This is a genomic window from Neisseria sp. 27098_8_158 (assembly GCF_041433145.1).
Taxonomy (GTDB): domain Bacteria; phylum Pseudomonadota; class Gammaproteobacteria; order Burkholderiales; family Neisseriaceae; genus Neisseria; species Neisseria subflava_E.
This window is the reverse complement of sequence record NZ_JAPWAZ010000002.1, coordinates 377,237-390,861: the sequence shown is the minus strand read 5'-3', so window position 1 is coordinate 390,861 and position 13,625 is coordinate 377,237. Positions and strand designations below refer to the sequence as shown.

Here is a 13,625-nt window from a genome sequence, read left to right as displayed (position 1 = left end):
TCCAATCTATTCCATCCACCATGCTCACCTTCCAACAAATTATTTTCAAATTACAAAACTACTGGGCAGACAAAGGCTGCACCGTTATCCAACCTTTCGATATGGAAGTCGGTGCCGGTACTTCGCATCCAGCCACCTGCCTGCGCGCGTTAGGCCCGGAGCCTTGGTTTGCCGCTTACGTTCAACCCAGCCGCCGCCCCAAAGACGGCCGCTATGGCGACAACCCCAATCGCTTGCAACACTACTATCAATTCCAAGTTGCGCTCAAACCAGCTCCCGCCAATATTCAAGACCTATACCTCGACTCACTGCGCGAATTGGGTATCGACCCTAAAGTACACGACATCCGTTTTGTCGAAGATGACTGGGAAAACCCTACTCTCGGCGCTTGGGGTTTGGGTTGGGAAGTTTGGCTCAACGGCATGGAAGTAACCCAATTCACCTACTTCCAACAAGTCGGCGGTATCGACTGCTCCCCCGTACTCGGCGAAATCACCTATGGTATCGAGCGTCTCGCCATGTATCTGCAAGGCGTGGAAAATGTGTACGACCTCGTTTGGGCAAAAACCCTTGATGGCAACATCGTCACTTACGGCGACGTTTATCATCAAAACGAAGTCGAACAATCCACCTACAACTTCGAATACAGCGATGCCGATTGGCTCTTGCGCCAATTCAACAACTATGAAGAACAAGCCAAACGCCTGCTTGCAGTTGAGGACACCAGTCTTGCCCTGCCTGCTTACGAGCTTGTACTCAAAGCCGGCCATACGTTCAACCTCTTGGATGCACGCGGCGCCATTTCCGTTACCGAACGCGCAACCTACATCGGCCGTATTCGTGCGCTGAGCCGTATTGTTGCTCAAAAATTCGTTGAAAGCCGCGAGAAACTGGGCTTCCCATTGCTTAAAAACCAATAAGCCCGCACATACTTACCACGCCGCCCTTTGATACATTCAAGTGGCGGCGTTTCTATTTTCAGACGGCCTTGACGTCGATGCCATTGCAAACACTTCCAGCCTGCTTTCAGGTAAAATAAGCCCTTTACTACATAAACCGTCTGAAAACATGAGTTCATCCTCTCCTGCAAAAACGCCCTTTTTCTTACTTTCCCTCGTTGCCATCATTCTTGACCAACTGAGCAAATGGGAAATCTTGAAACACTTTACCGAAGGCGAACGCCTCAATATCATTCCAGACTTTTTTGACCTGACCCTTGCCTATAATCCAGGTGCGGCATTCAGCTTTTTGGCCGACCAAGGCGGCTGGCAAAAATTCTTCTTTTTAGGTCTGGCAGTCGTCATCAGCCTGTATTTGGCCCGTGCTATCTGGCGTGATGAGTTTGGCCGCTGGGGCAAATTGGGGGCGGCTATGATTATCGGCGGCGCGATTGGCAATGTGGTTGACCGTCTGATTCACGGCCACGTTGTCGATTTTCTGCTTTTCTATTGGCAAAACTGGTTTTACCCAGCATTTAACATTGCCGACAGCTTTATCTGCGTTGGCGCAGTTTGCTTGGTATTAGATGGTTTGCTGCACAAAAAAACACCTTCAAACGACACAAAGGCCGTCTGAAAACGGAACACACATGACTCAAAAAACCATTATCCTTGCCAATCCCCGCGGCTTCTGTGCCGGCGTTGACCGCGCCATCAGCATTGTTGAACGTGCACTCGAAGAGTTCGGCGCGCCCATTTACGTCCGCCATGAGGTCGTTCACAACAAATTCGTCGTGGACAATCTGCGGGCAAAAGGTGCCGTCTTTGTCGATGACTTGGCGGATGTCCCAAAGGGCGCAACGCTGATTTACTCTGCTCACGGCGTATCCAAAGCTGTACAGGAAGAAGCGGCACAACGTGGTTTCCGCGTTTTTGATGCCACCTGCCCTCTGGTAACCAAAGTCCATAAAGAAGTAGCCCGCCTCGATGAGCAAGATTACGAAATCATTATGATCGGCCACAAAGGCCACGTCGAAGTAGAAGGCACGATGGGACAATTGCCTCCGGGTAAAATGTTTCTGGTTGAGACAGTGGAAGATGTAGCCGGACTGAACGTCAAAAATCCTGACAAACTTGCCTACGTCAGCCAAACCACTTTATCGGTAGATGAAACCAAAGACATTATTGCGGCCTTAAACCAACGCTTCCCCAATATCCGTAATCCGCATAAAGAAGACATCTGCTACGCCACAACCAACCGCCAAACTGCTGTTAAAGAATTGGCCGAAGAATGCGATATCGTAATTGTTGTCGGTTCGCCCAATTCTTCCAACAGCAACCGCTTGCGTGAAGTAGCCGCATTACGCGGAGTTGATGCCTATATGGTCGATAATGCTTCCTATCTGAAAAAAGAATGGTTTGCAAACAAAACCAAGGTTGGTGTCACTGCCGGTGCATCTGCGCCCGAAGTCTTAGTTCGAGAAGTCTTACAAACCATTCAAGATTGGGGGCACGAGACCATACGCGAAGGAGAAGGTGCAGAAGAAAGCATTGTATTTGTCTTGCCTAAAGAATTGCGCCGCGAGGGCGAAAACAAACAAATTCTCAATAAAGGGTAGGCTTGTTATTTGCTTTATTTGAAAACTTAAGGCCGTCTGAAAATTTTCAGACGGCCTTAAGTTTATTTTGCTAATAAAAAAGACCTGCCTTAAAGGCAGGTCTTTTCATACATTATCCTGATTATTTCTCAGAAGTATGTTGCTGACGACGCAAGATAGCCGGAATTTCAAAGTCATCCAGTACAGACTGGTTGCTGAAATCAGCCGCAGTCAAATTCATAGAACGGATATTGCGGTTGGTACGAACCAGGCTTTCAGCACTACTTTGGCTTTGAGCTTGAGGCGCTTCTTCCGCACCACGTACCAATTGTTGGGTACGGGCAGCAGCGCGCAGTTGGTTGTCAGTACCGTTTTCTTTCAAGCCGGTAGCAATGATGGTAATACGGATAGCGTCTTCGCTCATGCTCTCGTCTTCGGCAGCACCAAATTTACATTCCACTTCAGGGTGTGCATTTTGGTTGACAATACGCATAATCTCATTGAACTCAGACATTTTCAGGCAGCCAGGAGCAGTGGTAATGTTTACCAATACGCCGCGTGCACCATCCAAAGTAACGTTATCCAAGAGCGGACTGGAGATAGCTTGATCGGTAGCCAAACGGGCACGGTCGATACCTTGTGCGAAACCTGAACCCATCATGGCGATACCGCGATTGCTCATCACGGTTTTCACGTCGGCGAAGTCCAAGTTGATCATGTCGCTCGGGCAAGTCACTACTTCGGAAATACCGGCAACCGCATCACGCAATACATTGTCGGCCGCACGGAAAGCTTCACGCATGGTCACGTCTTCGCCCAAGGCAGTCATCAATTTGTCATTCGGGATAATAATTAGGGAATCAACGCGCTCTTTGAGCTGATCCAAACCTGCTTGAGCGATGTGTACGCGTTTGCCTTCGTAAGCAAACGGACGGGTCACAACCGCAACGGTTAGGATACCCATTTCTTTAGCGATTTCAGCCACAACAGGAGCAGAGCCGGTACCTGTACCGCCACCCATACCGGTAGTGATGAACAGCATGTTTGCACCGCGGATGGCATCTTCGATGGCTTCGCGATCTTCTTGGGCAGCAGCGCGGCCGATTTCAGGATTTGCACCGGCACCTAAACCGCGAGTCAGGTTTGTACCCAATTGAATGCGTTTAGCCGCATTGTTTTTAGCCAATGATTGCGCATCGGTATTGGCACTGATGAACTCAACACCATGAATAGTGTTGGCAACCATGTTGTTGATGGCATTACAACCGCCGCCACCCAAACCGATAACTTTAATAACAGCAGGGCTCGTTGCTGATTCTGCTACGTCGTAAACAAATTCCATTCAATAATCCTCCGCGCCCCGCTTTATAAGGACGGTTCAAAAATAACTCATTATCCGTATTATATAAGAAGTATTCAGATACTGGCAAAAATCTTCTTACCATTCGGCTGTCGGCGTTATATTTTTACTACATTTTTTAACAGAAAATATACAAGTTTTAAATTATTCACTTGGCAATTATTTAAAACTGTTTAATTTCACTTAAATATTCAGGACAAACGGTTGCTGCACCGCCTGCCCTGAAAACTTTTATCAGAAATTATCTCTGAAGAATCTTTGGATTTTTTCCCACAGACCCATTTTTTTGCCTGAATCATTCAGTGCAATCGCACCGGTTCGGCTGGTTTGCTCACCCTCTTCGGCAGCATAGGCCGTCTGAAGCAGGCCGATCGCTGTTGAATAGCGTGGATTACGAATACGCTCGGATACGCCGCCCATTTCTTGTGGAACACCGATACGCGCCGGCAGGTTGAAGACTTCTTCCGCCAACTCAACAATACCGGTCAACATAGAAGCACCGCCGGTCAAAACGATACCGGAAGTCAGCACTTCTTCTGGGAAACCGGAGCGGCGCAATTCGTTCAGCGTCAACTCCAAAATTTCTTCTACACGCGGGCCGATGATTTCAGCCAATACACGGCGTGAAATTTGACGTGATTGACGGTCGCCAACGCTAGGAACTTCAATCATTTCGTCCAAGCCGTCCATAGTCGGAATCGCGGCACCGTAATGGATTTTGATGTACTCGGCTGCACTGTGCGGCGTACGCAAGGCTTGTGCCAAGTCTTTGGTAATCAAATCGCCGGCAACGGGAATAACCGCAGTATGGCGGATTGCACCATTGGTATAAACCGCAATGTCGGTTGTACCGCCACCGATATCGATGACGCACACACCCAAATCTTTTTCGTCTTCAGTCAAAACAGCATGACCGCTTGCCAAAGGCTGAAGCATGATTTGATCCATTTGCAGGCCGCAACGTTGGATACATTTTTGGATATTTTGCAAAGCAGTGTTCGCACCGGTAATGATGTGAACACGGGTATCCAAACGCACGCCGCTCATGCCGATAGGCTCTTTCACACCTGGCTGGTTGTCGATGATGTACTCTTGAACCACAGTATGCAAGATATTGTGATCAGGCGGAATATTGATAGCTTTGGCCGTTTCGATGGCACGATCGATGTCGGCTTGTGATACTTCGCCATCTTTAATTTTTACCACGCCTTGTGAATTCAGGCTGCGGATATGGTTACCGGCAATACCGGTGACGACGTGGGAAATTTTGGTATCTGCCATCAGCTCGGCATCTTCTACCGCCTGACGAATGGCTTGCGCGGTAGCGTCAATGTTGGTCACCATACCTGCACGCAGACCGCGTGAAGGGCTTTGACCCAAGCCAACAATGTGGATTTCGTTATCTTCCCGAATCTCACCGATTAAGGCGATGACCTTGGACGTACCAATGTCTAAGGCACTGATATATTTATTTTGTTGTTGTTCCATAATTGCTCGTTCGCTATGTTGTCTGACTGACGGTTTGATTATTTTTGAAACAAGATTGCTTCACGTCTAATCGGCTATTCACTGTTGGAAGGGTTTTCAGACGGCCTGTAACGGACTGAAAAACCATCCTTATAACGCATATCGACATACTCGATACGACTTTGTTTTTTACGCAGCAGCGACGGCCAAATCTGGGCAAACTGCTGCAAACGTTTAATTTCGTTTTCACGCCCCAAGCGCACGGTAATGCCGTTGTCCAATACAAGCAGCCATGCCGAACGCGGCGTGTAGATCAATTCTTTGATGGTCAGCTTCAACGGACTCAAAATACCGGAAAAGTCCGCATAATGTTTGACCATGTCTTTGCCTGTCCCCTGCTGCCCTTCAAATATAGGCAGGTCCTGTTTCAGGCTTGCGGCAAACACATTGCCCTTACTGTCGACCAAGCCGCCAGCACGCCAGTGTGCAACCGGCACGCGCTCGGTCAGGATAATTTCCACGGTTTCCGGAAAACGGCGGCGTACCATTGCCGAGTCAATCCAAGGCAATTCCTGAAAAGCGGCCTGCGCCGAATCAATATCGGCGCGGAACATATTACCCCTGATATGCTCTCGTGCAACAGTTTGCAATTCTTTGCTGGAGGCATATTTCAGCTTACCCTGAATGGCAATCTGTTTCACAGGGAAATATTTGGAATTGTAAAGCCAAGCTATGCCCGAACCTATCAGCAGAAAGGTCATCAGCAACAATAGCCGGCGGGTCAGCCGACCCAGTGCGCCTGCATCATCCCACATGAGCGGTCTTCAAAATCTCAATACACAAATCAGCAAAATCTACGCCGGTATGGCTTGCAGATTTTGGCACCAAACTATGGCTGGTCATACCAGGCAAGGTATTGATTTCCAACAGATACAGTTTACCGTCTGTATCTTTCAGAAAGTCCACGCGCGAACAGCCGTCCGCACCAATCGCCTGCGCGCCACGCACAGCCAGTTCGCGCATCAGGTTTTCCTCCGCCTCGCTCAAATCTTCCGACGGGCATTGATAAATCGTATCGTCACGGTTGTATTTGGCTTCGTAGTCGTAAAACTCGGTAGCCGGAATAATATGAATGCTCGGCAGGCCTTTGCCGTTCAATACCGGGCAAGAATATTCGCCGCCGCCGATAAAGCGTTCGGCAATGATTTCGCCCTGCAAGTGTTTCAATTCTTCGTAAACGCTTTTCAGACGGCCTTTTTCTTTTACTTTTACTACGCCGACGCTACTGCCTTCTGAGGCAGGTTTCACAAACATCGGCAGGCCCAATTTTTCTTCAACGGCATCAAAGTCGCTGTGGTCATGCAATACGGCAAACTCAGGAACAGGCAAGCCCACAGCCTGCCAAATCAGTTTGCAGCGGTATTTGTCCATACCCAACGCAGAAGCGGCCACACCGCTGCCGGTGTAAGGAATACCCATCAATTCCAACGCGCCTTGAATCGCGCCATCTTCGCCGAAAGTGCCGTGCAGAATATTGAAGGCCGTCTGAAAACCTTGTGTTTTCAATTCAGACAACGGGGTTTCTTTGGGGTCGAACGCATGGGCATCGACACCTTTGCTTTTCAAGGCAGCCAAAATAGCGGCGCCGCTATCCAGCGAAACTTCGCGCTCGCTGGAGAAGCCACCCATCAACACGGCCACTTTGCCAAAATTCTGCATAATTTCCACTTTCTTAAATACTGATACAGGCCGTCTGAATATTGTTCAGACGACCTATCTGTCCTCAAAGGCCAATATGCCTGTTTATTATGATTGTTTCGACAATTCCACCAATGCAGACGGAACGCGGTTGATGCTGCCGGCACCCATATTCAACACAACATCGCCGTCCTGCAAAACATTCAGCAGCATTTGCGGCAGATCGGCAACGTTTTCGCAGTAAATCGGCTCAAGTTTGCCCAATACGCGGATGGCGCGCGCCAAAGCGCGGGAGTCGGCCGCGGCAATCGGCTCTTCGCCTGCGGCATAAACTTCGGTCAACACCAGCGCATCAACGGTATTGAGGACTTTGGTGAAGTCTTCAAACAAATCGCGTGTACGGGTATAGCGGTGTGGTTGGAAAGCCAAGACCAAGCGTTTTTCAGGGTATGCACCGCGTGCGGCGGCCAGAGTTGCCGCCATTTCGACAGGATGATGGCCATAATCGTCCACCAGCAGCGCGGTTCCGCCGTTTGGCAATTTGATGTCGCCATATTTTTGGAAGCGGCGGCCGACACCTTCAAAGCCGAGCAAGCCTTTTTGAATGGCCTCAACCGATGCACCAACTTCCAGCGCAACGCCGATAGCCGCCAACGCATTGAGGACGTTGTGGCGGCCGGGCATATTCAAAACAACTTCAAACGGCTCTTGCTCATGCCCTTTCATTTGAACATGAACGGTAAATTTCATTTGCGCGCCAACGTTTTCAATATCGGTCGCGTAGATATCGGCAGTATCGTCCAAGCCGTAAGTGGCGTAAGGCTTGCTCACTTTGGGCAAAATCGCGCGGACGTGTTCGCTGTCGATACACAAGAATGCCTTACCGTAAAACGGCATACGGTGGATGAAATCCACAAACGCCTGATGCAACTTCTCAACGCTGTGGCCGTAAGTGTCCATATGGTCTTCATCGATATTGGTCACGACGGACATAATCGGCGTCAGATACAGAAAAGAAGCATCGGATTCGTCGGCTTCTGCGACGATGTATTCGCCTTTACCCAAACGGGCGTTGGTACCAGCGGCATTGAGCTTGCCGCCGATAACGAAAGTCGGGTCGAGTCCTGCCGCGCCGAGGATGGAAGCGGTCAGGCTGGTGGTTGTGGTTTTGCCGTGCGTACCGGCAATAGCGATACCATCGCGGAAGCGCATTAATTCTGCCAACATCAACGCGCGCGGAATGACGGGGATTTGCTGTTCCAACGCGGCAACAACCTCAGGATTGTCTTTTTTAACCGCAGTAGAGGTAACAACCACGTCGGCGCCATTGACGTGTTCGGCAGTATGACCTGGGTAAACTTGGATGCCGAGAGCGCTCAAATGCTCAGTAACGGCATTACGCGCCTGATCCGAACCGGAAACTTTAAAGCCCAAATTGTGTAAAACTTCGGCAATACCGCTCATGCCGACGCCGCCGATTCCGACAAAATGGATGTTGGTCACTCGATTTTTCATCATAACGTTGCGTTCCGGTTGGTTTTTAGTGCGTAAAAGCGTTATTTTAAAGGGCTATCCGCTTCTGCGCTATGCTTTTATTGTAAAGGAATTTTAACAAAAGCAATAAAGGCCGTCTGAAACGCCGTTAATCAACTTTTCAGACGGCCTTGAACAAAGTCTGCCTGCTTATTCGGTACAGGATATGGCGACCTCCGCCACATCGTCCGCACTGTGCGGCAGTGCCAAGGTACGGGCATTTTTCGCCCATTTCAGGCATTTTTCACGGTTTAATCCGCCGAGGATTTCGGCCAGTTTTTCTGCCGTCAGTTGAGTTTGCGGCAGCAGTAAACCAGCTTCAGCCTGCACCATAAAGCGCGCATTGGCTGTTTGATGGTCGTCCACTGCGTGAGGATACGGCACCAGCAATGCGCCCAAACCGGCAGCCGTCAACTCGGCAATCGTCAGCGCACCGGCACGGCAAATTACCAAATCGGCATCGCGGTAGGCGGATACCATATCGGTAATAAATTCGACGCACTCGGCTTGCACACCCAATGCATCATAATCCGCCTGCAGGTTACCCAATTTATTGCGGCCGGACTGATGATACATTTGCGGACGGGCCGCCTCAGGCAATAATGCCAAAGCTTGCGGAACGGTTTTGTTCAACACATCCGCACCCAAACTGCCGCCCACCACCAAAACTTTCAGACGGCCTTGACGGTTTTCAAAGCGTTCTTCAGGTACAGGCAATGCCGCAATATCGGCACGGACAGGGTTACCCACCAATCCGCCTTCATGTTGAAAGGCTTTGGGGAAAGCATACAGAACACGTTTTGCCCAACGCGACAGTTGGCGGTTGGACAAACCGGCTACGGCGTTTTGCTCGTGAATCACAATCGGCACACCGGAAATTTTTGCCGCCAAGCCGCCGGGGAAAGTAACGAAACCGCCAAAACCGATAACGCACTCGACACGGTGTTTCTTAATAATCTGCTGCGCCGCGCGGACGGTTTTATACAACGTAAACGGCAACATCAGCTTACGCTTGATACCATTGCCGCGGATACCTTTAATAGCCAGCGTTTCCAAGCGTATGCCGTATTGCGGCACGATACGCTCTTCCATCGAATCCTGACTGCCCAGCCAAATCACATGATGGCCGCGCTTTTGCAGCGACTCGGCAACCGCCAATGCAGGGAAAATATGACCGCCCGTACCGCCGGCCATCAGCATAAAAGTTTTACCGCTCATGGTTTTACTCCACCGAATAACCGCGCATTTTTTGGCGGTTTTCATAATCAATGCGCAATAACAAAGTAATGCACACCAGCATGATAAAGACAGCCGAACCGCCGTAAGACATAAACGGCAAAGTCAGGCCTTTAGTAGGCAGGATACCGATGTTTACACCGATATTGAAGAAACTTTGAATACCAATCCAAATACCGATACCGTTGGCAATGTACGCGCTGAACATCAAGCCCGAATCACGCGCCTGCTTGCCGATGGAAAACGCGCGCCACACCAGCCAGCCGTAGCAGAACACCAAAACTAGCATCCCGACAAAGCCAAATTCTTCACCGATAACGGCAAAAATAAAGTCCGTATGCGCTTCAGGCAGATAGAAACGTTTTTCCAAACTCGCACCCAAGCCCTCGCCAAACCAGCCGCCGCGCGCAATCGCCATCAAGGAATGTGTCAGCTGATAGCCTTTACCCAGAGGATCGCTCCAAGGGTCCAAAAACGCCGCCACACGCGCCATACGGTAAGGCGCAGCCAAAATCAGCAAGCCCATACCGCTCACAACGGTCGCCACCAATACGGCAAAATACTTCCACGGAAAACCTGCCAAAAACAGCATACCCATGGTAATTACGACAATCACGACAAACGAGCCAAAGTCCGGCTGACCCATAATCAAAACCAAACCGACCGCCACCAACATAATCGGCAGAATCAAGGTCTTAAACTTGCGGAAGCGTTCCTTTACCCTTACCCAAGCTTCACTTTTAAAGGGGCTGCACACCAAATCGCCAATACCGGTAAACAAAGACGACCAACCCAAAGAATCCAAATCACGCAACATTTCTTCACGGCGCGTAAACAGGCTGGACAAATACAAGACCGTCGCCAATTTGAAAAATTCAGTCGGTTGCAAGTTGAGCGGTCCGATATGAATCCAGCGCGTCGCGCCGTTAATCTCACGGCCGACAAACAAAACCAGCAGCAACAGCAAACCTGAAACAGCAAAATAAAACGGAATAATCCGCCGCCAGAAGCTCATCTTCAGCAGGAAAAGCGGCAAGCATATGGCCACCGTAAACAGGATAAACATTGCCTGCTTAGACACAAAAGAAAACTGGCTGCCCCCTTCCGATGCCGCATACGCAATAGAAGCCGAATAAATCATAATCAGGCTGAAGACCGTCATTAAGACGACCATCCACAAGAGAGAAACATCAAACTTCCGACCATCGCGCGCAATCGGCCGGTCAAGCATTTTGGAAAGACTAATCATGAAAACATCCGTAACGGCTTGAATAAAATATTCAGACGGCCTGCTAATGGGCAAGAGGCCGTCTGAAAAAATGAATTAACGTTATTTTAAAGGTTTATTTCCAAACCAACAATTCAGAATCTTTAAAGATGCCGGATTCCGACGTTCTTTGCGCCCTCCCCTACCCTTTGATACCGGCAAAAGGCCGTCTGAAAACGCTTTTATGTTCTCAGACGGCCTTGTATAAATTTTTTCTTCAGAAAAATAGGCTACTTTTTATCCAATACAAACCCTAAGCCAACTGCGGTATTTCCGCCCACGGCTGTATCTGTTCCAACTGCGCTGCAAGGCGGAGCAGCGTGTCTTCGCGTCCGTGAGCGGCGGCAAACTGAGTACCGACGGGCAGCTCGTTATGCCGGTAAAGCGGCACGCTCATGGCGGGGTTGCCGCTCATGTTCAGCGGCGACGTATAACCGACGTATTGCAGCGCGGCGGCGGCTTCTTTTTCTAAAAACGGGTTGTTTTTCAACAGAAAACCCAAGCGCAGCGTGCCAAACAGCAGGCGCATGGCTTTTTGTGCGGCGGGCGGCGGCATCATCTCGCCGATTTTCGGCGTGGTGCGCGGGCAGACGGGCGTCATCAACACGTCGTAGCGTGTGAAAAATGCTTTGGCGGCACGTTCCTGCGCCAGCATCACGTCGCGCGCCCATGCCATTTCGCCCGCACTGATTTGCCGCCCCTGCACAATCATTGCCCACGTTGTCGGTTCAAGCAGGCAGTGCGGTAGTTTTTGTCCGGTTTCGTATTGATATTGGTAGAACAGTTTTGCCGTTTCGCCCATGACGATGATGCGGGCGGCTCGGTTTAATTGTTCGGGCGGCGCAAAATTTGGGGTGGCTTCTTCCAATTCGTGTCCCGCGTCTTGCATCAGTTTCAAACTATGGGCAAACGCGGCTTCCGTGCCTTCGTCGTTGCCGCCGCCAAACCATGCCTGTTTCCAAAAAGCGATTTTCAGACGACCTGTTTCTAGTTTCAGGCTGTCTGCAAAACCGTTTTCGGGCGGCGGCGGGCAGGCATATAGGGCGCGGGCTTGGGTTTGGGCGGCGATGTCCAGCAAAACCGCGCTGTCGCGCACGCTGCGGGTCAACACATGGTCGCATACCAAACCCTGCCACGCCTCCGATGCGTTCGGCGCGTAACTGCTGCGGCCGCGCGTGGGTTTCAGCCCGAACACGCCGCAGTTGTGCGCGGGTACACGGATGGAACCGCCGCCGTCACTGCCGTGCGCTGCGGGGACGACGCCCGAAGCCACTGCCGCCGCCGCGCCTCCGCTGCTGCCGCCCGCGGTGTAGTCCAAATTCCACGGATTGCGCGTGATGCCGTAAATTTCGGTTTCGGTAACAGGATACGCGCCCCATTCGGGCGTGGTGGTTTTGCCGAACACGCGCAGCCCCGCATCGAGATAGGCTTGGGTCAAATCGCTGTTTTGCTTGGCAATGTAATGCTGCATCATGCGCGAACCCGACCATGTCGGCGCGCCTTCCCAATCCGCCAGCAGGTCTTTGAGCAAAAACGGCACGCCCGCCAGCGGCGTATCGGCATTTTCAGACGACCCCTGCCATGCCGCCGCGCGTTCGCGCAAATCATGCGCCAACAGATTGAGCTTGGGATTGACTTCGTCCAAGCGGTTTAAAGCAGCCTGCAACACTTCATCGGCGGAGACTTCTTTTTTACGGATCAGCTCTGCCAAACCGACGGCATCGTAACGGATGTAGTCTTGAAAATTCATGGGTTTTCCTTTCGGATTGATGAACACACGTTTTTTCGGTCAGGCATGGCTGCCCGCCGCCTCGCCGTTTGCCCGCATAGGCAAATTTTAAGAAACAGCAACACCGGATAAAGGCAAAGAACAAGTTTGCCGTTGCTGCAAAAAGGTCGTCTGAAACCGCCTTGACGTTTTCAGACTACCTTTGAGGCGATGTTGACACGATGTTCACGGCAGAATCTCAATTTCCGCATTGTGTTTCACGCTGCGGTAGAGTTCGTCGACTTCTTCGTCCGTGACCGCGATGCAGCCGTCGGTCCAGTCTTTTTTCAGGTGTTTTTTACCGATAAAACCCCAGCCGTTTTTCATGCCGTGGATTTTAATCAGCCCGCCCGGGCTTTTGCCTTGTGCCACCGCGTAGGCTTTGTCGGCTTCATTGGGATAGGAAACGCCGAGGTTTTTATGGTAGCCGCTATTGGGATTACGCTCATTGATGCGGTATTTTCCTTCGGGCGTTTTGCCGTCGCCTTCAAACTGTTTATGCCCGACCGGTTGCTTGCCCAACGAAATAGGATAGGTTTTCAGCAACCTGCCTTGCGAGTACGCCGACATGGTGCGTTTGCTTTTATACACGACCAATCTGTCGATAACCGCATTTTCAGGCAACGGCGCTTCACTTGACATGGTAACAGTTGTCGTGGAACGAATCGGCGCGGCAAACCAAACTACTGAAGCGGCGACAGCCAAAAGCACAGCTGCCGACAAGCCGATTTTCAACCCGACTTTCATCTTTCAGACGGCC

Annotated in this window: 12 protein-coding genes; 3 read left to right on the top strand and 9 right to left on the bottom strand. The window is 50.7% G+C overall.

Annotation, left to right across the window (positions count from 1 at the left end; genetic code table 11):
* Nucleotides 1–20 precede the first annotated feature (20 nt).
* The 3 genes from glyQ (at nucleotide 21) to ispH (ending at nucleotide 2,557) form a co-directional block, all read left to right on the top strand.
* On the top strand, nucleotides 21–920 hold the full coding sequence (gene glyQ / locus O3681_RS07490; protein WP_004518869.1) for a glycine--tRNA ligase subunit alpha: 900 nt from the start codon (nucleotides 21–23) through the stop codon (nucleotides 918–920).
* A gap of 148 nt (nucleotides 921–1,068) precedes the next feature.
* Nucleotides 1,069–1,575 (top strand): signal peptidase II, encoded by a 507-nt coding sequence (gene lspA / locus O3681_RS07485; protein WP_167382871.1) that lies wholly within the window; start codon nucleotides 1,069–1,071, stop codon nucleotides 1,573–1,575.
* 13 nt (nucleotides 1,576–1,588) lie between these two features.
* Entirely contained in the window at nucleotides 1,589–2,557 is a 969-nt protein-coding gene (gene ispH, locus O3681_RS07480; RefSeq protein ID WP_107723742.1) for a 4-hydroxy-3-methylbut-2-enyl diphosphate reductase, read from the top strand.
* Nucleotides 2,558–2,678: 121 nt separating this feature from the next.
* Here ispH and ftsZ read toward each other — a convergent pair whose 3' ends face one another.
* The 9 genes from ftsZ to O3681_RS07435 all read right to left on the bottom strand — a co-directional run bounded on the left by ftsZ (nucleotide 2,679) and on the right by O3681_RS07435 (nucleotide 13,612).
* Nucleotides 2,679–3,878, bottom strand: coding sequence for a cell division protein FtsZ (gene ftsZ / locus O3681_RS07475; RefSeq protein ID WP_003682480.1), 1,200 nt, complete (start codon nucleotides 3,876–3,878; stop codon nucleotides 2,679–2,681).
* Between the two features lie 252 nt (nucleotides 3,879–4,130).
* On the bottom strand, nucleotides 4,131–5,384 hold the full coding sequence (ftsA, locus tag O3681_RS07470; RefSeq protein WP_003682483.1) for a cell division protein FtsA: 1,254 nt from the start codon (nucleotides 5,382–5,384) through the stop codon (nucleotides 4,131–4,133).
* Between the two features lie 74 nt (nucleotides 5,385–5,458).
* Nucleotides 5,459–6,178 (bottom strand): cell division protein FtsQ/DivIB, encoded by a 720-nt coding sequence (locus tag O3681_RS07465; RefSeq protein WP_371459640.1) that lies wholly within the window; start codon nucleotides 6,176–6,178, stop codon nucleotides 5,459–5,461.
* Nucleotides 6,168–7,082, bottom strand: coding sequence for a D-alanine--D-alanine ligase (locus O3681_RS07460; protein WP_371459639.1), 915 nt, complete (start codon nucleotides 7,080–7,082; stop codon nucleotides 6,168–6,170). Before O3681_RS07460 ends, O3681_RS07465 begins: the two co-directional genes overlap by 11 nt.
* Before the next feature lie 87 nt (nucleotides 7,083–7,169).
* Nucleotides 7,170–8,579, bottom strand: a complete 1,410-nt coding sequence (gene murC, locus O3681_RS07455) for a UDP-N-acetylmuramate--L-alanine ligase (RefSeq protein ID WP_070826291.1) — start codon at nucleotides 8,577–8,579, stop codon at nucleotides 7,170–7,172.
* A gap of 165 nt (nucleotides 8,580–8,744) precedes the next feature.
* Nucleotides 8,745–9,812 carry an undecaprenyldiphospho-muramoylpentapeptide beta-N-acetylglucosaminyltransferase gene (gene murG, locus O3681_RS07450; protein WP_063069305.1) on the bottom strand — a complete coding sequence of 356 codons (1,068 nt, stop codon included), beginning with the start codon at nucleotides 9,810–9,812 and terminating at the stop codon, nucleotides 8,745–8,747.
* A 4-nt stretch (nucleotides 9,813–9,816) separates the two neighbouring features.
* Nucleotides 9,817–11,079, bottom strand: coding sequence for an FtsW/RodA/SpoVE family cell cycle protein (locus tag O3681_RS07445; protein WP_107723745.1), 1,263 nt, complete (start codon nucleotides 11,077–11,079; stop codon nucleotides 9,817–9,819).
* 271 nt (nucleotides 11,080–11,350) lie between these two features.
* Nucleotides 11,351–12,847, bottom strand: a complete 1,497-nt coding sequence (locus O3681_RS07440; protein WP_371459638.1) for an amidase — start codon at nucleotides 12,845–12,847, stop codon at nucleotides 11,351–11,353.
* Nucleotides 12,848–13,051: 204 nt separating this feature from the next.
* Nucleotides 13,052–13,612, bottom strand: a complete 561-nt coding sequence (locus O3681_RS07435; protein WP_371459637.1) for a murein L,D-transpeptidase family protein — start codon at nucleotides 13,610–13,612, stop codon at nucleotides 13,052–13,054.
* Nucleotides 13,613–13,625 lie beyond the last annotated feature (13 nt).